The following is an 18949-nucleotide window of genomic DNA, read 5'->3' on the forward strand; positions in this document are numbered from 1 at the left end:
CCGTCATGCTGGGCTCGACCCAGCATCCAGAGCCGCAAACGCGGAAACCTGTGGCTCTGGATCCTGACTTTCGTCAGGATGACGACTGGGGGGAAGGATATGGCTAGGCAACCCGCGGTCTATATCATGGCGAGCGGGCGCAACGGAACGCTGTACATCGGCGTCACGTCCGACCTGATGGTGCGGATCGTTCAGCACCGCGAGGGCATATTTGACGGGTTCTCAAAACGATACGGTGTGAACCGGCTGGTCTGGTTCGCGATGGCGGACACGATGGACGCGGCGATCACACGCGAGAAGCAGCTGAAGGTCTGGAAACGGTCGTGGAAGACCACGCTGATCGAGACGGACAACCCAACCTGGCGCGATCTGGCCGAGGACTGGGGCTTCGACACCCTCCCCACCCCGTCATCCTGACGAAAGTCAGGATCCAGAGCCACGGGCGTTGCGCTCGATGGCTCTGGATCCTGGATCAGGTCCAGGATGACGGGGAGGAAACGCCGCACCCGATCACCCCATCGTCGGAATGACGAACGCATTCGCCGCGTCACCAACCCCGCCGTCGGGCCAGCGTTGCGTGATCGTCTTGACCTTGGTCCAGAACTTCACGCCTTCCATGCCGTGCTGGTTGGTGTCGCCGAACGCCGAACGTTTCCAGCCGCCGAACGTGTGATACGCCACCGGCACCGGGATCGGCACGTTGATGCCGACCATCCCGACATTCACCCGCGCCGCGAACTCGCGCGCGGCGTGGCCGTTGCGCGTGAAGATCGCGACGCCGTTGCCGTACTGATGCTCGCTCGGCAGCCGCACCGCCTCCTCGAAATCCCTGGCGCGGACAATCTGCAGCACGGGCCCGAAGATCTCCTCCTTGTACGCCGACATCTCCGTGGTGACGTGATCGAACAGCGACGGGCCGATGAAGAACCCCTTCTCATGCCCCTGCAACTCGAACCCGCGCCCGTCGACGACGAGCTCTGCGCCCTCGTCGACACCCGTCTGGATCCAGTTCTCGATCCGGCTGCGATGCGCCGCATTCACCACCGGGCCGTAATGCGCGTCATTGTCGGTCGAGACACCCACGCGCAGTGCAGCGATCGCCGGGATCAGCTTCTCGCGCAGCGCGATCGCCGTCTTCTCGCCGACCGGCACCACCACCGGCAATGCCATGCACCGCTCGCCGGCGCTCCCGAACGCCGCGCCCGACAGATCGGCGACGACCTGGTCGAGGTCCGCGTCGGGCATGACGATGCCGTGGTTCTTGGCACCGCCCATCGCCTGGACGCGCTTCCCAGCCTCGACGCCGCGACGGTAGACGTAATGCGCGATGTCGGACGAGCCGACGAAGCTGACCGCCGAGATCGCCGGATGATCGAGGATCGCGTCGACCATCTCCTTGTCGCCGTGGACGACCTGGAAGATCCCCTCGGGCAGCCCCGCCTCGAGGAACAGCTCGCCGAGGCGCACCGGCACCGACGGATCGCGCTCGCTGGGCTTCAGGATGAACGCGTTGCCCGTCGCGATCGCGACCCCGCTCATCCACAGCGGAATCATCGCCGGGAAGTTGAACGGAGTGATGCCGGCGCCGATGCCGAGCGGCTGGCGCATCGAATAGACGTCGATCCCAGGCCCCGCGCCCTGCGTGTACTCGCCCTTGAGAATGTGCGGGATGCCGCAACAGAACTCGATCACCTCGAGCCCGCGCTGGATATCGCCCTTCGAATCCGCGATCACCTTGCCGTGCTCGGACGACAGCAGCCGCGCGAGCTCGTCCATGTTCACCTCGACGAGCCGCTTGAACTCGAACATCACACGCGCGCGGCGCTGCGGGTTGGTCGCTGCCCAGCCCGGCTGCGCCTTCTGCGCGGCGGCGACTGCCCGGTCGAGGTCGGCCTGCGTGCCCAGCGTCACGCGCGCCTGGATCTCGCCGCTATTGGGATCGAACACGTCGCCACTGCGGCCGCCGCCGGAGGACGGTCCACCCGCGGTGCCGCCTGCGATCAGATGCTCGATGGTGCGAACGGTCATGGCGCCTCTCCTTGTTTTGCGGCCTCTACACCACCGCATCCCGAACGACACAAGCGATAGACTTGCAGGCGCTAGCTGCATATTTGCAGCCGGCATGGACTGGAGCGACCTGCCGATCTTCCTTGAAGTCGCCCGCGCGCAGCAGCTTGGCCGTGCCGCGGCGAGTCTCGGCGTCGATGCGACGACGGTCGGCCGCCGCCTCCGCCGGCTCGAGACCGCGGTTGGCCAGCGGCTGTTCGAACAGGGTCCCGACGGCCAGATCCTGACCAGCGCCGGCGAGGATCTGCTCGCGCGCGCGACCGCGATGGCGGCGATCGCGTCAGACATCCGCACCCCGCCCGCGGGCCGGACCGAGGTCGACGGCACGATCCGCGTCAGCGTCGCCGAGGGGTTCGGCACCTGGTTCGTCAGCCGACATCTCGGCACGCTCGCGCAGGCGCATCCCAAGCTCGCAGTCGATCTCGTCGCGACCAGCGGCTTCCTCAACCCGACGCGGCGCGAGACCGACGTCGCAGTCCTGCTCGCCCGCCCGCGCCGCGGTCCGCTGCGGACGCGCAAGCTCACCGACTATACGCTGCGGCTCTACGCATCGGCGGAGCATCTCGCGGCGCACGGGCCGGTGCACGGCATCGCCGACCTGCGCGACCGGCGGATGATCGGCTATGTGCCCGACATCGTCTATGCGCCCGAGTTGCGCTATCTCGACGAGATCCCGGGCGTCCGCGACCCCGTGCTGCGTTCGTCGAGCATCAACGCGCAGGCGCACATGATCGCGGCCGGCGCCGGCATCGGCGTGCTCCCCTGCTTCATCGGCGAGGCCTATCCCGGGCTTGTCGCGATCCTCCCCGACATCCGCATCAGCCGGGCCTTCTGGCTGGTCACGCACCAGGACACCGGCCGTTTCGACGCGATCCGCGCTTTTACCGACTGGCTCGTCGCGCTCGTCGGCCGCGAGCGCGCGGTGCTGGTCGCCGACTAGGGCTGACGCGGCTCACGCGAAAGGATCGCCTCGATCCGCGCGAGCGCCAGCTTGATCTCCTCCTGCTCGGCATGCGTAAAGGCGTCACTGTCGACGATCATCTTGGCCGCCATCTTCGCGGTCAGCAGCGGCACAAGGAACAGCGGCACCGCATGCATCAGCGCGACCGCGACGATCTTGCCCCCCATCGTCACCGGAAACACGTCGCCATAGCCGATCGTCATCGCGGTCACGAACGACCACCAGATGCCGACATCGACCGGCTTGCCCTCGAACGTCGCAAACAGCACCGCGCAGATCAGGATGGTCGAGACATAGCCGACGATCAGGATCGGCAAGGCCTGGATGAACGGCCGCCACGATCCCTTTGCCCTGCGCGCCATGATACCCCCCGTTGTTTCGGCGCATCATCCAGCAAGCGGCCGACATTTCAAGCGGCACGCGCGCGGCTGGTCGATCACGAACCCGATTGCCCCCGCGCGACAATTGCGCCTAGCTTGGCCGCATCCCCTTCCGGAGCGATTGCATGACCCTCAAGCTTGTCCTTCTTGCCTCGATCGCGCTCGCCACCGTTTCGTCGGCGCAGGTGCCCCAGACTGTTTCTGACAAGACTGCCCCCGCCGGCGGCGATGTCCCCGCCAAGTTCGTCCCCGCCACGGCCAACCGCGACTATGTCAAGCGCGAGGTGATGGTCCCGATGCGCGACGGGACGAAGCTCTACACCGTCATCGTCTATCCCAAGGGGCTGACCAACGCACCGATCGTGCTGACCCGCACGCCCTATGACGCCAAGTCGCGTGCGACGCGGATGGACAGCCCGAGCATCCTTTCGACGCTGCCGCTTGCCGACGAGATGTTCGTCAAGGGCGGGTATATCCGCGTCTATCAGGACGTCCGCGGCAAATATGGCTCGGAGGGCGAGTATGTCGTCACGCGCCCGGTGATCGGCCCGCTCAACCCGACCAAGGTCGATCATGTCACCGACGCCTATGACACGATCGACTGGCTGGTGAACAAGGCGAACCTGCCCGAATCGAACGGCCGCGTCGGCATGATCGGGTCGTCCTATGAGGGCTTCACCGTCGTCATGGCGTTGCTGAACCCGCACCCCGCGCTCAAGGCCGCGGTGCCAGAAAGCCCGATGATCGACGGCTGGATGGGCGACGACTGGTTCCATTACGGCGCGTTCCGCCTCGCCAACATCGCCTGGCTCGGCGGCCAGACCGGCTACAAGGGCGCAGGCAAGGCGCCGCCGACCGGCGGCTATGACGATTACGAGAATTTCCGCCGCATCGGCTCGGCGGGCGACTGGGCCAAGGCGTCGGGGTATGACCAGCTTCCCTATTGGCAGCGCATGGTCGCACATCCCGCCTATGACGCGTTCTGGCAGGGTCAGGCGCTCGACAAGTTGCTCGCCGCCAACCCCTCGAACGTGCCGACGCTCTGGGAACAGGGGCTGTGGGATCAGGAGGACATGTACGGTGCGATCACCGCCTGGGAGGCGCTGAAGGCGAAGGGCAAGATGGGTAACAACCATCTCGTCATGGGTCCGTGGCGGCACAGCCAGGTCAATCGCGACGGCCGCAGCCTCGGCCCGTTCGAGTGGGACGGCGACACCGCGCAGCAGTTCCGCGAGCAGATGGTGCTGCCGATGTTCGACCAGTATCTGAAGGACGGCCCCGCGGTCACGCTGCCCGCCGCGGCGATCTACAACACCGGCGAGAATCACTGGGACAAGCTGACGACCTGGCCGCTCGCCTGCGAGAGCGGTTGTGCCGCGCCTCTCAAGCCTATCTACCTCGGCGCCGAGGGCGGGCTGGGCTTCACCAAGGCGGCGAGCGGCGGCGACAGCTATGTCTCCGACCCCGCCAAGCCCGTCCCGCATCTGCCGCGCCCGGTCAATTTCGGCGACGGCCGCTGGGGCGACTGGCTGGTCAGCGACCAGCGCGGGGTGGATGGCCGCACCGACGTGATGACCTATACGACCGAGGTGCTGACGACGCCGGTCCGCGTGTCGGGGGCACCGATCGCGGACATCTATGCCAAGACGACCGGCACCGATGCCGACTTCGTCGTCAAGGTGATCGACGTCTATCCCGACGAGGTCGCGAGCGATCCGAAGATGGGCGGCTATGAACTGCCGATCAGCCTCGACATCTTCCGTGGCCGCTACCGCGACAGCTTCGCCAAACCGAGTGCGATTCCTGCCGGCAAGACGCAGCGCTACAAGTTCCGCCTGCCGACCGTGAACCACGTGTTCCAGCCGGGGCACCGGATCATGGTGCAGGTCCAGTCGAGTCTGTTCCCGCTCTACGACCGCAACCCCCAGACCTTCGTTCCCAACATCTTCCTTGCGAAGAAGGCGGACTACAAGAAGGCGACGGTGACGATCGAACGCGGCGGCGCGACGGCCAGCGCGGTGTGGCTGCCGGTGGTCGCGGTCGACCAGTCGGCCGTGCTGGCGAAGTAACTTCTTCGTCATTCCCGCGAAGGCGGGAACCCAGACTGGCTGGCCTCACGGCATCGTTAGCAAGGCCAGCCAGTCTGGATCCCCGCCTCCGCGGGGATGACGGTTATGGGTTCAGGCGATAACCGGCGCAGCCCCGAACAGCCCCGCCTGGTAATCGCGGATCGCTTCGCCGATCTCCTCGCGCGTCGTCATCACGAACGGCCCGTGCGCGACCACCGGCTCGTCGATCGGATCGGCATGGCCGAACACCAGCCGCACCGGCCCCGCCGCCGCGACCTCGATCGTATCGCCGTCTTCGTCGAACGTGACGAGGTGCCACGGCTCCACGACCGTCCCGCTGACCTCCGGCCGCCCCTCGATCACATAGAAGAACACGCTGCGACCCTGCGGTGCCGGCAGTGTAACCCGCCGCCCCGCGGCCAGCTCGACCGTCATCATCGCGACGCCGGTCAGCGACTCGACCGGCCCCGCCTGCCCTTCAAACGTCCCCGCGATGACATTCACGACACCGCCGTCGACCGCGACAGCCGGAATATCCTCGCGCTGGAGCCCGGTATAAGCGGGCTTGGTCATCTTCAGCCGCCCCGGCAGGTTGACCCATAGCTGCAGGATCTCGAGCGGTCCGCCGTCGCGCTTGAACGACGCGGGCGAGACCTCCGCATGGATCAGCCCCGACCCCGCGGTCATCCACTGCACCCCGCCCGCCTGCATCACGCTTTCGTGCCCGCCGCTGTCGAGATGCGCCATCGCGCCGCTCAGGATGAAGCTGACCGTTTCGAACCCGCGATGCGGATGCGGTCCGAACGGCAGGCCGTTATTGCCGGGCCGATAGGTCTGCGGCCCATGATGGTTGACGAACAGGAACGGATCGACCTGCGGCAGCTGCGGCCCCGGCAGCGGGCGCCGCGTGACGAGATCGGCGATGTCGTCACGCTGGGCGGGATAGGTCCGCAGCACGCGCCGCAGCTCAGTTCGCCTCGCGCACGGCCGATGCGGGCCGTTCGATCTCCGCCAGCAGGGCGTCGATACCGCTCAACAGGAAGTCGAGCGTCGACGTGTCGCTCAGCCGCCCGTCGGCGATCTTCTCGTGCACCGAACCGATCACCGATTGCGGCCGCAGCAGCGTGCGCGCGCCGATCGACGCCAGCGTCTCGTTCAGCTGCGCCTGCGCGCGCGCGCCGCCGACCGCGCCCGGCGACGAGGTCAGCGTGAACACCGGCTTCCCCGTCAGCGTCGCCTTGCCATAAGGCCGCGACGCCCAGTCGAGCGCGTTCTTCAGCACGCCGGGCATGCCGTGATTATATTCGGGCGACGCGATCACGATCCCGTCCGCCTCACCGATGGCCGCCCGCAGCGCGGCGACCGCCTCGGGGGGCGTGTCGGTATCGGCATCCTGATCGTACATCGGGATCGCGTTGAGCGGGAAGATCCGCAGTGTCGCCTTGTCCCCCAGCGCGTCAGCGAGCGAATTGAGGATCGCGGCGTTGAACGACTGGCGGCGCAGGCTGCCGGAAATACCAAGAAGGACGGGCATGCAATAATCTCCTGTTGTCACGCGCGAGCGCCGGGCGACGGCGCGCGCAAGATCTTGGTATTCAGATAGGCGACGGCACCGGCGCCCACCAGCGCAGGGTCGGCAACGCTGTGTTGCCCGGTTGGACGGCGATCAGGTCCAGTAGAGGATCCGCGCCTCGGGCAGGCGCGCCGCGATCTCGTCGGCAAAGAAGGCGCGCAACGCCCGCATCGTGTCCGCATCATAGACATATTTGACCGAGCCGAACTTGGTGCGCTTCTCGGTGCGGTTCGCCATGCCGAGATCGAGCGACGAGCCGGGATACCAGGTCTGCAGCACCGCCTTGGACCCGGGTGTGTAGCGATGCGTGATCAGCTCGATCGTGAGGTCCGGGATATCGCCGAGCACCTGCCCCGCCTGCGCGATCAGCTCGGCATAGGCGTCGCGCCATCCCTCGGCGGCGATGATCGGCGCGATCGTCAGCCCGATCTTGTACCCCGCATCCGCCATCCGGCGCAGCGCGACCAGCCGGGCTGCGACCGGGCTCGTGCCGCCCTCGAACCGCGCATAGCCGGCGGGGTTGATCGAGGCGCGCATCCGCGTCCGTCCTGCGTGATCGAGCGCGAGCAGCGGCTCGACCGCGTCGAACTTCGTCGTGAAGCGCAGCTGCACGTCCGCCTCCCACGCGCCGAAATGCGCGATCAGCGCGGACAGCGACCCGGTGACATGATCGATCGCGAGCGGATCGGTGTAACAGGACGCCTCGAACGTCGTGCCCTCATGCGCGCGCGTGGCGGAGCGCGACGTGACTGTCCCCTGGCCGAGATGCGCAGGAAGCTCGGCCAGGATCTCGGGCAGGTTCGCATAGACCCGCGTGATCGGCGGCCCCTTCAAAGACCCCGCGAGATAGCAATAGCCGCAATGCGCAGGGCACCCTTCGGCGAGATCGATTCGCCAGTCGGCGCTCGGCGCGATCGGCTGCAACCGGCGTTTCGACGGCGGGGCGACGACGAGCGCCAGCGTCGCCTTCGCCTGTGCATATTGCTGCCGGGGATCGTCGGGCAGGTCGAGGCGAAGACGATCGCTTGGCAGCGTCGTCACCGCCACGTCCAGCGCCCGTGCGTGCGCGACGATCTGTTCGCCATGGTCCCAGAGGAGCGACGACGGCGTCGCGAGCAGGCGCCGCGGCACCCAGAGGCGGGAGGAAGAAGGCGACACCATCGCGCCATAACGCCCGCCCCACGCCAAGCGTTGCGGCTATTTGACCGGCCGCTTCTCGAGTTTGCGCGCGAGCGTCCGGCGGTGCATGCCGAGCTGCCGCGCAGTCTCCGAGATGTTGAACCCGGTTTCCGCCAGCGTCGCGTGGATCCGCTCCCATTCGAGCGTCTTGATCGTCGCGCGGCGTTCGGTCACCGCGGTGTCGACCTTGCCCTCGGTCCGGTCGAACGCCGCCTCGATGTCGTCGGTGTTCGACGGCTTGACCAGATAATGCGAGGCGCCGAGTTTGATCGCCTCGACCGCGGTGGCGATGCTTGCAAAGCCGGTCAGCACGACGACGAGAATATCGGGATCATGCGCGTGCAGCGTCTGGACGCAGACCAGCCCCGACGCGCCGCCGAGCTTCAAGTCGACCACCGCATATTGCGGCACGTCGTCGGCGAGCAGCACGACCAGATCCTCATGGCTCGCCGCAAGCCTGACCGCATAGCCGCGCCGCTCGAACGAGCGTTTCAGCGTGCGCGCGAACGTCTCGTCGTCCTCGACGATCACGAGGCGCTTGACCGGGGGGATATCGGGCTCGCTCATTCGTCACGCTCCAGGGCGATCGCCGCCAGCGGCAGCATCAACGTCACTTCTGCGCCACCCGTCTCGCGATTGGCGACCGCCACGCTGCCCCCCAGCTTGCGCATTGCATTGACCGCGAGGAACAGGCCGAGGCCGTGGCCGGGATCGCGCTTGCTCGACTGATAGGGCTTGCCGAAGCTCGCCAGCTTGTCGCGCGTGAACCCCGGTCCGTGATCGCGCACGATCAGCGCCAGATGATCGCCCGACCGCTCGCCCGAAAACCCGACCCAGGCGGGCGATGCTTCGGCGGCATTGTCGAGCACGTTGGCGATCACCTGTTTGAGCGCGGGATCCGATACGATCAGCGGATCGTCGCCGAGCCGGCTGGTATAGTCGAACTCGACACCGGCGTGCAGCGCGCGCCAGTCCTCGACGATCGCGTCGAGGAAGACGTGGAGCGGCACGACCTCGGGCGCCTCGCCGCGCGCCTCGCCCGCCGCCAGCAGGATGTTGGTGACGATTGTCTTGCACCGCTGGACCTCGGCCTGCATCTCGCCGATCTCCTCGAGCATCCCCGCATCGGTGGCGAGCGCGGGCATCCGCTTCCAGTCGTTGAGGATGACCGCCAGCGATGCGAGCGGCGTTCCCAGTTCGTGAGCGGCGCCCGACGCGAGCAGGCCCATGCGGACGATATGATCCTCCTCCGCCGCCTGCTGGCGCAGATCCGCCAGATGCTCGTCGCGGGCGCGCAGATTGCCCGTGATCCGCGTCATGAAGAGCACCAGCAGCGTCGCGACGAGCAGGAAATTGAGCAACGACCCGACGGTGTAGAGTGCGAAATACTCGCCCGCATAATCGGTCGGCAGGGCAAGCGGACGATACCGGATCGTCAGCAGCGCGAAACACCCGCCCGTCACCCCGACGATCGCCCAGCTCGACCAGCGATCGAGCAGCACCGCGCCCAGCACGACCTGCAGCAGATACAGCGCGATGAATGGGTTGGTCGCGCCGCCACTGAGGTAGAGCTGGACGGTCAGCAACCCGACGTCGAGCAGCATCGCGAGCAGCAGCTGCGCATTCGCCCCGCGCTGCCAGCCATAGAGCCGCATGCTCGCCAGGTTGAGCGCGACCGACGCCGCCATCGCCAACAGCATCGGCACCAGCGGCAGGTCGATCCCCAGCAGGAAGCGGACCGTCAACACGGTGACCAGCTGCCCCGCCACCGCGATCCAGCGCAGCGTGACCAGCTGCCGCATGTTCGCATTGCCCGCGGCATCGGTATCCGCGCGCGCACGGCTGACCCAGGCCTGCCACCGCGAGGAATCCATCGCCAATCTCATCGTGTCGTGCGCCGTCACGCGGTCCATCTCTCCTGCGACGCGCTCAACGCGCGACGTCGCCGGTCAGCGCTTATCACGACGACGATCGTGGCGCACGAACACGACGAAGCCGATCACCGTCATCGCGGCGAGGCCGAACCATGTCAGCATGTAGACGAGATGATTGTTCGGAAATGCGATGACGGTCTGGCCACCGATCGGTGCGCCGCCCCCGACCTTGTCCGCGTCGATGAAATAGGGCGCCGTGCGGCCAAGGCCACGCGCGCCCGCGATCGCAGCGACGTCGCGCGAATACCAATTGTCGGTCGCGGGATCATTCTTGCGCAGGAAGCCGCCGCCGGGTTCGGTGATCCGCAGATAGCCCGTCACGGTGACCGGCCCGACCGGCCGCGCATAGGCGCTGCGCTGTTCGGGCGAGACATAGCCGCGGTTGACCAGAACATCGAAGCCCTGCGCAGTCCGCAGCGGCGTCATCACCCAATAGCCGCTGCCGAGCGCCGTGGCGGCGCGGACCAGCGTCGTGCGGTCATGCGCGAAGATGCCGCTTACCTGGATCCGGCGATACGCATCGCTGCTCGCCGTGATCGCCGGCCAGCGCGCTGGCCCGGGTGGCGCGACCGGTGCGGCCTGCGACCGCGCGGCCACCTGCCGGATCAGGTCGAGCTTCCATGCGCGCCGTTCGACCTGCCACACACCCAGCGCGCAGAACCCGGCGAACAGCAGCAGCGCGATGAAGCCCGCCACCCAGATCGCCGGCCGCGGCCGGGCATGCCGTGTCATCACATATCTACCGCGGCCTGCATCGGCATCATGTTGGTGTTGAGGTGATACATGACCCAGATCGAGCCGCTGAGCGTGATCACGACCAGGATGATCGTAAAGATCAGCGCCATCATCGTCCAGCCATTCTCGGACTTCCCGTTCATGTGCAGGAAGTAGATCATGTGGACGACGATCTGGATCACCGCGAACAGCATGATCACCAGTGCGGCGGTCGAGGGATCCTTGAACGCGCCGGTCATCACGGCCCAGAACGGGATCGCGGTCAGGATGACCGAGAGGAAGAACCCCTTGAGGTAGCTCTTGCGCGTCCCGTGCGACGCGTGGTCGTCGCCATGCCCGTGATCGTCATGGGCGTGGTCGGCATGCGCGTCGTGCGCGGTGGCGGGGCGGTCGGTCATCGCAGCGAACCCATCAGATAGACGAAGGTGAAGACGCCGATCCAGATGACGTCGAGGAAATGCCAGAACATGCTGAGGCACATCAGGCGGCGCTTGTTCGCGGCGATCAGGCCGTGCTTCTGCACCTGCACCATCAGCGTGACGAGCCAGATGAAGCCCATCGTCACGTGCAGGCCGTGCGTGCCGACCAGCGTGAAGAAGGACGACAGGAACGCGCTGCGGGTCGGACCCGCGCCCTCATGGATGAGGGTGGCGAACTCGTACATTTCGATCGACAGGAAGGCGAGGCCGAACAGCCCGGTAAAGGCCAGCCACATCTGCATGATGCGCTGACGCCCTTCCTCCATCGACAGCATCGCGAAACCGTAGGTGATCGACGAGAACAGCAGCATCGCAGTGTTCACCGCGACGAGCGGCAGCTCGAAGATCTCCTTGGGCGTCGGTCCGCCGGCATAGCTGGTGCCGAGCACGCCGTAAGCTGCGAACAGCACCGCGAAGATGAGGCAATCGCTCATCAGGTACATCCAGAAGCCCAGCATCGTGCTGCTGCCCTCGGGATGGTGATGCTCTTCGAGTTGGTAGAACGAGAGGGGCTCACCCTTCTCGTCCAGACCGTCCTTCTTCAATGATACCGAAGACATCGCGTCAGGCTCCCTGGGTCGCGAGCATGCGGGTGCGCGCGTCCTCGCTGGCGATCACGTCCTCGACCGGGATGTAGAAGTCGCGCTTGTAGTTGAAGGTGTGGAAGATCGTCGTGGCGAAGATCCCGACCAGCGTCAGACCCGCGAGCCACCACATGTACCAGATCATCGCGAAGCCGAAGGCGATGCTGAGCACGCCTAGCACGACGCCGGTACCGGTGTTGCTCGGCATGTGGATCGCGCGGAAGCCGCTGACCGGCCGCTGATGCTTGCGGTCCTTCATGTCGTACCAGGCGTCCAGATCATGGACGACGGGCGTGAACGCGAAGTTATAGTCGGGCGGCGGCGACGAGGTTGCCCATTCCAGCGTCCGGCCACCCCAGGGATCGCCGGTGTGATCGGCGAGCGCCTCGCGGTTGCGGATGCTGACGAAGATCTGGATCAGGAAGGCAGCGATGCCGACCGCGACCAGTGCTGCACCAAAGGCGGCGATGACGAACCAGATCTGCAGGTTCGGATCGTCGAAATAGCGCATGCGGCGGGTCACGCCCATCAGGCCGAGCACATAGAGCGGCATGAAGGCGAAGTAGAAGCCCGACACCCAGCACCAGAACGAGACCTTGCCCCACTTCTCGTCCAGCTTGAAGCCGAACGCCTTCGGGAACCAGTAGTTGATCCCTGCGAACATGCCGAACAGCGTGCCGCCGATGATCACGTTATGGAAATGCGCGACCAGGAACAGCGAGTTGTGCAGCACGAAGTCGGCCGGCGGCACCGCGAGCAGGACGCCGGTCATGCCGCCGATCGTGAAGGTCACCATGAAGGCGATCGTCCACATCATCGGCAGTTCGAACCGGATCCGCCCCTTGTACATGGTGAACAGCCAGTTGAAGATCTTGGCCCCGGTCGGGATCGAGATGATCATCGTGGTGATGCCGAAGAACGAGTTGACGCTCGCCCCCGACCCCATGGTGAAGAAGTGGTGCAGCCAGACGAGGTACGACAGGATCGTGATGACGAGCGTCGCATAGACCATCGAGCTGTAGCCGAAGAGGCGCTTGCCCGAGAAGGTCGAGGTGACCTCCGAGAAGATGCCGAACGCCGGCAGGACCAGGATGTAGACCTCGGGGTGACCCCAGATCCAGATCAGGTTGACGTACATCATCGGGTTGCCGCCCGCGTCGTTCGTGAAGAACGCGGTACCGATGTAACGGTCGAGCGACAGCATCGCGAGCACCGCGGTCAGCACCGGGAAGGCGGCGACGATCAGGATGTTCGTGCACAAAGCGGTCCAGGTGAAGATCGGCATCTTCATCATGCCCATGCCGGGCGCACGCATCTTGACGATGGTCGCGACCAGATTGACGCCGGACAGCAACGTTCCGATGCCCGCGATCTGGAGCGCCCAGATATAATAATCGACCCCGACATCGGGCGAATAGGCGATCCCCGACAGCGGCGGCATCGCGAGCCAGCCGGTCCGCGCGAATTCGCCGATGAACAGCGACATCATGACGATCACGGCACCCGCGGCGGTCATCCAGAAGCTGAAATTGTTGAGGAACGGGAAGGACACGTCGCGCGCACCGATCTGGAGCGGGACGACATAGTTCATCAGCCCCGTGACCATCGGCATCGCCACGAAGAAGATCATGATCACGCCGTGCGCGGTGAAGACCTGGTCATAGTGATGCGCGTTGAGATAGCCTTCGCTACCCCCGAACGCCATCGCCTGTTGCAGGCGCATCATGATCGCGTCGGAGAAGCCGCGCAGCAGCATGACGATCGCGAGGATCATGTACATGATCCCGATCTTCTTGTGATCGACGCTGGTGAACCACTGGTTCCACAGATAGCCCCACACCTTGAAATAGGTGAGCGCGGCCAGCAGCGCGGCACCGCCGATCGCCACCATGCCGAACGTCGCAACGACGATCGGTTCATGCAGCGGCAGCGATTCCAGCGTCAGTCGGCCGAAGATCGTCTTCAATATGGAGTCTGACATGAGCTTTTCTCTAGCCGTTCGCGACGGGGCGCGAGCCCGGCATGGTTGAGGGGGTCAGCATGGTGTGATTGCGGTTGGCAGGCGAGCCGGGCGCGGCGTTGGCGCCGTCGCGCTTTATGTCGGCTGGCGCAGACCAGTGTTTTCCGCTCCCCTTTTCGTCGCCGTCCTTCATCAAGCCGCCCTCGGGTCGGGGGCCGGCGTCCTGCGGCCCGCTGCCGCCATTGACGCCGGGCATCGCCATGCCGTCATGCGGGTTCTTGCCCATCATGTCCGACATGCATGGCTTGCCGGGCTTCACGCACTGCTCGACGATCGCCTTGAACAGCGAGCTCTCAACACCGCCGAAATAGCGAACCGGGACCTTCTCGCTCGGCTTTTCGAGCTGCATGTAATTCGCACGGTTCAGACCGCCGCCGCCGTTGCGGACCTTCGCGACCCAGGCATCGAAGCCGGCGTCGGACACCCCGTGGAAGCGGAAGCGCATGCCCGAAAAGCCCGCGCCGCTATAGTTGGACGAGAAGCCTTCGTAATTGCCGGGCTTGTTGATCACCGCATGCAGCGTCGTCTCCATCCCGGGCATGGTGTAGATCATGCCGGCGAGCGCGGGGATGTAGAAGGCGTTCATGACCGAGGACGAGGTCATCTTGAACCGCAGCGGACGATCGACCGGCGCGGCCAGTTCGTTGACCGTGGCGATGCCGTATTCGGGATAGATGAACAGCCACTTCCAGTCGAGCGCGACGACCTGAACGTCGAGCGGCTTGCCGCCCGTGATCGTCTGCTGGTTGCCCGCGAGCTGCCCCACCGGCGTGTTCTCGCCGATATCGCCGCTCTGCGCCGAGATGCGGCCGAGCGGACGATAGGGATCGAGCAGATGCGTGCTGGTCCAGGTCAATGCGCCGAGCGCGATGATGATCAGCAGCGGCACGCCCCAAATCAGAAGCTCGAGCCCGACCGAGTGATCCCAGGTCGGCTCGTACTTCGCGCTCTTGTTCGTCTGCCGGTAGTGATAGGCGAAGAACAGCGTCAGCGCGATCACCGGGACGATGATGATGAGCATCAGCCCGGTGGAGATGAGGACCAGGTCACGCTGCTGCACCGCAATATCGCCAGATGGCGACATCACGACCCAGTTGCATCCACTGATCAACAGCGCGGGCAGCAGGGCTGCTGCGCGTAAGAGCCAGGATCGGGGCCTGGAATTCGATAGCTCGGCGGTCATGTACTCGCCCCTACGCCGCTGTTAGATCATTCCATAGTGGACAATTTGTCCAATGGGCGCCGCACTGCAGCAAAGGCATGGCGCTCATGATGCGACAGAGATAGGTCTATCGGTGTGACTCCGAAAGGCCCTGCCCGCAGTCGACGAAAAGGCGTATGATCGGTGCGCCGTCCGAAAAGGCCATTGGGCGGCGAGCCGCCTCACGGAAGCGAGTTTGAGAATGAGTGCACACGCCGCATCGACGTCTTTTGAAGACGATGCCCGCGATCTTCACGATCACGGGAAAAAGGTGTCGCCGGGCGAGATCGCAATCGGCGTCGTCATCGGACGCACGTCCGAATTTTTCGACTTTTTCGTCTATGCGATCGCCTCGGTCATCGTCTTCCCGACGCTGGTCTTCCCCTATGTCGACCGGCTGCAGGGGACGATCTACTCGTTCGCGGTCTTCGCGCTCGCCTTCATCGCACGCCCGCTCGGGTCGGTGATCTTCATCGCGGTCGACCGGCTCTATGGCCGCAGCGCCAAGCTGACGATCGCGCTGTTCCTGCTCGGCACGGCGACTGTGGCGATGGGCTTCCTCCCCGGCTATGCGCAGGTCGGCAACTGGTCGGTCGTGCTGCTGTCGATCCTGCGTATCGCGCAGGGCATTGCGCTGGCGGGCGCCTGGGACGGTCTCGCCTCGCTGCTCTCGCTCAACGCGCCCGAGGGTCGCCGCGGCTGGTACGCGATGCTGCCACAGCTTGGCGCGCCGTTCGGCCTGCTGGTGGCCAGCGGCCTGTTCGCTTTCTTCGTCGCGACGCTGCCTGCCGCCGACTTCATCGACTGGGGCTGGCGCTATCCGTTCTTCGTGGCCTTCGCGATCAACGTCGTCGCGCTCTTCGCCCGTCTCCGCCTCGTCGTTACCCCTGAGTTCACGACGCTGTTCGAATCACGTGCGCTGCAGCCGGCGCCCGTGCTCGACACGATTCGCGCGGAAGGCCGCACCATCGTGCTCGGCGCCTTCGCCCCGCTCGCCAGCTTCGCGCTGTTCCACATGGTGACGGTGTTCCCGCTGTCGTGGATCGTGCTGTTCACGCGCGAGACGCCAGGCCGGTTCCTGACGATCGAAGTGATCGGCGCGGCAATCGGCCTGTGCGCGACGCTCGTGTCGGGACTGCTCGCGGATCGCATCGGTCGCCGTACGCTGCTCGGCAGCACCGCGGTACTGATCGCGCTGTTCGCGATCGGTGCGCCGATGCTGCTCGACGGCGGCGCGACCGGTGAGTGGGTGTTCATGATCGTTGGCTTCGCGCTGTTCGGCCTGTCGTTCGGCCAGTCGTCGGGCTCGCTCGCGACCAGCCTCGGCAAGACGCACCGTTATACCGGGTCGGCGCTGACGACCGATCTGGCCTGGCTGTTCGGTGCGGGCTTCGCCCCGCTCGCCGCACTGCTCCTGTCGAGCAAGCTCGGCCTCGCTGCCAGCGGCGCCTATCTGTTCTCGGGTGCGGTCTGCACGCTGATCGCGCTTGGCGTGAACAAGGAACTGGCGAAGCGCGCCAACGAGGGCTGAGCCACCCCCCGGGCCGGCTTAAAGCTGCCCGCCGATCCAAGACTGCCCGACTGACGTCACTCGCCGCCCCCGCGGCGGGTGACGTTACGGTTTTCAGCCCCTGTCGAAACCCTACCCGGCGGTACAAAAGGCGATTGACGCCCGCCTGCGCTTACTATACCGAGCGGTATCGAAGACGATCGGGGTCCTGGGATCCTGCTCCGGTCTTCACCGACCGATGATTTTGCTGCCGCCCCGAAGCGCTGCACCACAATTCGACCTGTTCCCACGCGGCACCCTCGCCGCGTGCCCCTTTGTCCATCCGAAGAGACCCGACCATGGCCTATCTCGACCTCGACAACCTGTTCGCCGCCCCCGTCGCCAGCCGGCCGACGATCAGCGCCGCGCAGACCGAAGGCCGGGCCGGGTTCACGCAGCTCGAATGGCACGTCATCATGCTTGCCAAGCAAGACGGCCTGCGCAGCCTGGCGGTGCCGGGACGGCTGGACCGTGCACTGCGGACGATCTTCGGCCTGTCCGAGCGCTCGCCGCTGGCCGACCCGCGGCTCGAGGCGCTGCGTCGGCTCTCGGTCCATGCGTGGCGCCACGGCTTCGCGCTGCCGGTCGCCGAGATCGAGCGGTTCCTCGCCGCCGGGTTCCATCGCGGCCAGATCGAAGTCCTGGTCCAGCGCGTGACGGGTCTGCGCGTCGCATCCTGAGGCGGCCCGGCCGATCGTCAGTCCGTACTGAGCGCCTTGCGTAACGCGGCGTGCCAGCCGGCGATCAGCGCGGCGCGGTCGTTCGTCGCCATGCGCGGCTCGAAACACGCCCCCCGCCGCCACGTCTGCGACAACGCATCGAGATCGGGCCAGACGCCGGTCGCCAGCCCCGCATGGAACGCTGCGCCAAGCGCGGTCGTCTCGAGATGCGTCGGCCGCTCGACCGGTGTCTCGAGCATGTCCGCGAGAAACTGACACAGCCAGTCGTTCGCCGCCATGCCGCCGTCGATCCTGAGCGTCGCGGGCGCCGCGCCGCCGTCCGCGACCATCGCCTGCGCCAGATCGAGCGTTTGATAGCCGACCGCCTCAAGCGCGGCGCGTGCGAGATGCGCGCCCGTCGCGCCCAGCGTCAGCCCGGTGATGAGCCCGCGCGCGTCGGGATCCCAGTGCGGCGCGCCCAGCCCGACAAAGGCGGGGACCATGTAGACGCCGTGGCTGTCGGGAACCTCGGTCGCCATGTCGTGCGTCTGGTGCGCGCTGGTGATCACGCCGAGCCCGTCGCGCAGCCACTTGACCGCCGCGCCGGCGACGAAGATCGATCCCTCCAGCGCATAGGTCATCTGCCCGTTCAGCCGATAGGCGGGCGTGGTCAGCAACCGGTGGTCGGACGCGATCGCCGTGTCACCGGTGTTGAGCAGCATGAAACATCCTGTTCCATAGGTCGACTTGACCATGCCGCGCGCGAAGCAGGCTTGGCCGAACAACGCCGCCTGCTGATCCCCCGCCATTCCCGCGATCGGAATCGGGACGTCGAACAACCCCGGTGCGGTCGTGCCGAACACATGGCTGTTGTCGTGCACCTCGGGCAGCATCGCCTGTGGCACGCGCAGCAATCTGCACAGCGCATCGTCCCAGTCCTGCCGGCGAATGTCGTAGAGGAGCGTGCGCCCGGCATTGGTCACGTCGGTCGCATGCACCGCGCCGCCGGTGAGCCGCCACAGCAGAAAACAGTCGATCGTGCCAAAGGCGAGCTGCCCCTTGTCCGCGCGCGCACGCGCACCCGGCACGGTGTCGAGGATCCACGCGATCTTGGTCGCGGAGAAATAGGGATCGAGCAGCAAGCCGGTCTTGTCGCGGACCATCTGTTCCGCGCCCTCGGCCTTCAGGCTCTGACACACATCCGCGGTGCGGCGGTCCTGCCAGACGATCGCGGGGTAGATCGGCGTGCCCGTCGCGCGGTCCCAGACGACGACGGTTTCGCGCTGGTTGGTGATGCCGATCGCCGCGATGTCGCGCGCGGCCACGCCGCCGCGTGCGATCGCCTCGCGCGCGGTCGCCAGCGTGTCGCGCCAGATGTCCTCGGGGTCATGCTCGACCCAGCCGAGTCGCGGATAATGCTGCGCGAATTCGCGCTGCGCCGTCGCGACCGGTCTGGCCGTCGCATCGAACAGGATGCTGCGCGTCGATGTCGTACCCTGATCGATCGCGAGGACGTGCGTGGCTTGGCCCATGCGGCTCTCCTTTGCGACCGCTCTAGG

18 protein-coding genes are annotated in these 18949 nt (G+C 66.1%); 5 read left to right on the plus strand and 13 right to left on the minus strand.

What is annotated here, in order from left to right; all coding sequences use genetic code 11:
* Positions 1–99: 99 nt before the first annotated feature.
* Positions 100–417 (plus strand): GIY-YIG nuclease family protein, encoded by a 318-nt coding sequence (locus sphst_RS04730; protein ID WP_031394234.1) that lies wholly within the window; start codon positions 100–102, stop codon positions 415–417.
* Between the two features lie 93 nt (positions 418–510).
* Here sphst_RS04730 and sphst_RS04735 read toward each other — a convergent pair whose 3' ends face one another.
* Positions 511–2028 (minus strand): CoA-acylating methylmalonate-semialdehyde dehydrogenase, encoded by a 1518-nt coding sequence (locus sphst_RS04735; RefSeq protein ID WP_031394235.1) that lies wholly within the window; start codon positions 2026–2028, stop codon positions 511–513.
* A gap of 94 nt (positions 2029–2122) precedes the next feature.
* Between sphst_RS04735 and sphst_RS04740 the strand changes: the two genes are divergently transcribed.
* Positions 2123–3007, plus strand: a complete 885-nt coding sequence (locus tag sphst_RS04740) for a LysR family transcriptional regulator (RefSeq protein ID WP_031394236.1) — start codon at positions 2123–2125, stop codon at positions 3005–3007.
* Here sphst_RS04740 and sphst_RS04745 read toward each other — a convergent pair.
* The gene (locus sphst_RS04745; RefSeq protein WP_051916390.1) at positions 3004–3390 is read right to left on the minus strand and encodes a potassium channel family protein; all 387 of its coding nucleotides are present in this window, start codon (positions 3388–3390) and stop codon (positions 3004–3006) included. The genes sphst_RS04740 and sphst_RS04745 overlap by 4 nt on opposite strands.
* A gap of 143 nt (positions 3391–3533) precedes the next feature.
* On the opposite strand from sphst_RS04745, the gene sphst_RS04750 reads away from it, so the two are divergent.
* A complete protein-coding gene (locus tag sphst_RS04750) occupies positions 3534–5477 on the plus strand; it encodes a CocE/NonD family hydrolase (protein ID WP_031394238.1) in 1944 nt (647 codons plus the stop codon).
* 111 nt (positions 5478–5588) lie between these two features.
* Here sphst_RS04750 and sphst_RS04755 read toward each other — a convergent pair whose 3' ends face one another.
* From sphst_RS04755 to sphst_RS04800, 10 genes are all read right to left on the minus strand, one after another.
* Positions 5589–6434, minus strand: a complete 846-nt coding sequence (locus sphst_RS04755; RefSeq protein ID WP_234387382.1) for a pirin family protein — start codon at positions 6432–6434, stop codon at positions 5589–5591.
* Positions 6435–6444: 10 nt separating this feature from the next.
* A complete protein-coding gene (locus sphst_RS04760) occupies positions 6445–7011 on the minus strand; it encodes an NADPH-dependent FMN reductase (protein ID WP_107045232.1) in 567 nt (188 codons plus the stop codon).
* A gap of 132 nt (positions 7012–7143) precedes the next feature.
* Positions 7144–8208 (minus strand): radical SAM protein, encoded by a 1065-nt coding sequence (locus sphst_RS04765; protein WP_234387384.1) that lies wholly within the window; start codon positions 8206–8208, stop codon positions 7144–7146.
* Between the two features lie 39 nt (positions 8209–8247).
* Positions 8248–8796 (minus strand): response regulator transcription factor, encoded by a 549-nt coding sequence (locus sphst_RS04770; RefSeq protein WP_197975339.1) that lies wholly within the window; start codon positions 8794–8796, stop codon positions 8248–8250.
* Entirely contained in the window at positions 8793–10103 is a 1311-nt protein-coding gene (locus sphst_RS04775) for an ATP-binding protein (protein WP_192098653.1), read from the minus strand. The genes sphst_RS04770 and sphst_RS04775 overlap by 4 nt, the downstream gene beginning before the upstream one ends.
* Positions 10104–10178: 75 nt before the next feature.
* Positions 10179–10895 carry an SURF1 family protein gene (locus tag sphst_RS04780; RefSeq protein ID WP_031395869.1) on the minus strand — a complete coding sequence of 239 codons (717 nt, stop codon included), beginning with the start codon at positions 10893–10895 and terminating at the stop codon, positions 10179–10181.
* On the minus strand, positions 10895–11296 hold the full coding sequence (gene cyoD, locus sphst_RS04785; protein ID WP_031395868.1) for a cytochrome o ubiquinol oxidase subunit IV: 402 nt from the start codon (positions 11294–11296) through the stop codon (positions 10895–10897). The genes sphst_RS04780 and cyoD overlap by 1 nt, the downstream gene beginning before the upstream one ends.
* Positions 11293–11937: a cytochrome o ubiquinol oxidase subunit III gene (gene cyoC / locus sphst_RS04790; RefSeq protein ID WP_042467557.1), complete on the minus strand. Its 645-nt coding sequence runs from the start codon at positions 11935–11937 to the stop codon at positions 11293–11295. The genes cyoD and cyoC overlap by 4 nt, the downstream gene beginning before the upstream one ends.
* 4 nt (positions 11938–11941) lie before the next feature.
* The gene (cyoB, locus tag sphst_RS04795) at positions 11942–13942 is read right to left on the minus strand and encodes a cytochrome o ubiquinol oxidase subunit I (protein WP_031395866.1); all 2001 of its coding nucleotides are present in this window, start codon (positions 13940–13942) and stop codon (positions 11942–11944) included.
* Positions 13943–13952: 10 nt separating this feature from the next.
* Positions 13953–15065, minus strand: a complete 1113-nt coding sequence (locus sphst_RS04800) for a ubiquinol oxidase subunit II (protein ID WP_420894097.1) — start codon at positions 15063–15065, stop codon at positions 13953–13955.
* Positions 15066–15384: 319 nt separating this feature from the next.
* On the opposite strand from sphst_RS04800, the gene sphst_RS04805 reads away from it, so the two are divergent.
* Together sphst_RS04805 and sphst_RS04810 are read left to right on the plus strand one after the other, a co-directional pair.
* The gene (locus sphst_RS04805; protein WP_031395864.1) at positions 15385–16713 is read left to right on the plus strand and encodes an MFS transporter; all 1329 of its coding nucleotides are present in this window, start codon (positions 15385–15387) and stop codon (positions 16711–16713) included.
* A 317-nt stretch (positions 16714–17030) separates the two neighbouring features.
* Positions 17031–17411, plus strand: coding sequence for a hypothetical protein (locus tag sphst_RS04810; protein WP_031395863.1), 381 nt, complete (start codon positions 17031–17033; stop codon positions 17409–17411).
* Positions 17412–17428: 17 nt separating this feature from the next.
* On the opposite strand, the gene glpK is transcribed toward sphst_RS04810, so the two are convergent.
* Entirely contained in the window at positions 17429–18922 is a 1494-nt protein-coding gene (gene glpK, locus sphst_RS04815) for a glycerol kinase GlpK (RefSeq protein ID WP_107045235.1), read from the minus strand.
* Positions 18923–18949: the final 27 nt, after the last annotated feature.

Source organism: Sphingomonas sp. STIS6.2 (assembly GCF_000732685.2).
Taxonomy (GTDB): domain Bacteria; phylum Pseudomonadota; class Alphaproteobacteria; order Sphingomonadales; family Sphingomonadaceae; genus Sphingomonas; species Sphingomonas aerolata.

What these genes read in the sequence shown, in the direction of transcription:
- sphst_RS04730 (WP_031394234.1), top strand. Translation starts at nt 100, where the DNA reads ATGGCTAGGCAACCCGCGGTCTATATCATGGCGAGCGGGCGCAACGGA.
- sphst_RS04735 (WP_031394235.1), bottom strand. Translation starts at nt 2,028, where the DNA reads ATGACCGTTCGCACCATCGAGCATCTGATCGCAGGCGGCACCGCGGGT.
- sphst_RS04740 (WP_031394236.1), top strand. Translation starts at nt 2,123, where the DNA reads ATGGACTGGAGCGACCTGCCGATCTTCCTTGAAGTCGCCCGCGCGCAG.
- sphst_RS04745 (WP_051916390.1), bottom strand. Translation starts at nt 3,390, where the DNA reads ATGGCGCGCAGGGCAAAGGGATCGTGGCGGCCGTTCATCCAGGCCTTG.
- sphst_RS04750 (WP_031394238.1), top strand. Translation starts at nt 3,534, where the DNA reads ATGACCCTCAAGCTTGTCCTTCTTGCCTCGATCGCGCTCGCCACCGTT.
- sphst_RS04760 (WP_107045232.1), bottom strand. Translation starts at nt 7,011, where the DNA reads ATGCCCGTCCTTCTTGGTATTTCCGGCAGCCTGCGCCGCCAGTCGTTC.
- sphst_RS04770 (WP_197975339.1), bottom strand. Translation starts at nt 8,796, where the DNA reads ATGAGCGAGCCCGATATCCCCCCGGTCAAGCGCCTCGTGATCGTCGAG.
- sphst_RS04775 (WP_192098653.1), bottom strand. Translation starts at nt 10,103, where the DNA reads ATGGATTCCTCGCGGTGGCAGGCCTGGGTCAGCCGTGCGCGCGCGGAT.
- sphst_RS04780 (WP_031395869.1), bottom strand. Translation starts at nt 10,895, where the DNA reads ATGACACGGCATGCCCGGCCGCGGCCGGCGATCTGGGTGGCGGGCTTC.
- cyoD (WP_031395868.1), bottom strand. Translation starts at nt 11,296, where the DNA reads ATGACCGACCGCCCCGCCACCGCGCACGACGCGCATGCCGACCACGCC.
- cyoC (WP_042467557.1), bottom strand. Translation starts at nt 11,937, where the DNA reads ATGTCTTCGGTATCATTGAAGAAGGACGGTCTGGACGAGAAGGGTGAG.
- cyoB (WP_031395866.1), bottom strand. Translation starts at nt 13,942, where the DNA reads ATGTCAGACTCCATATTGAAGACGATCTTCGGCCGACTGACGCTGGAA.
- sphst_RS04800 (WP_420894097.1), bottom strand. Translation starts at nt 15,065, where the DNA reads ATGTCGCCATCTGGCGATATTGCGGTGCAGCAGCGTGACCTGGTCCTC.
- sphst_RS04805 (WP_031395864.1), top strand. Translation starts at nt 15,385, where the DNA reads ATGAGTGCACACGCCGCATCGACGTCTTTTGAAGACGATGCCCGCGAT.
- sphst_RS04810 (WP_031395863.1), top strand. Translation starts at nt 17,031, where the DNA reads ATGGCCTATCTCGACCTCGACAACCTGTTCGCCGCCCCCGTCGCCAGC.
- glpK (WP_107045235.1), bottom strand. Translation starts at nt 18,922, where the DNA reads ATGGGCCAAGCCACGCACGTCCTCGCGATCGATCAGGGTACGACATCG.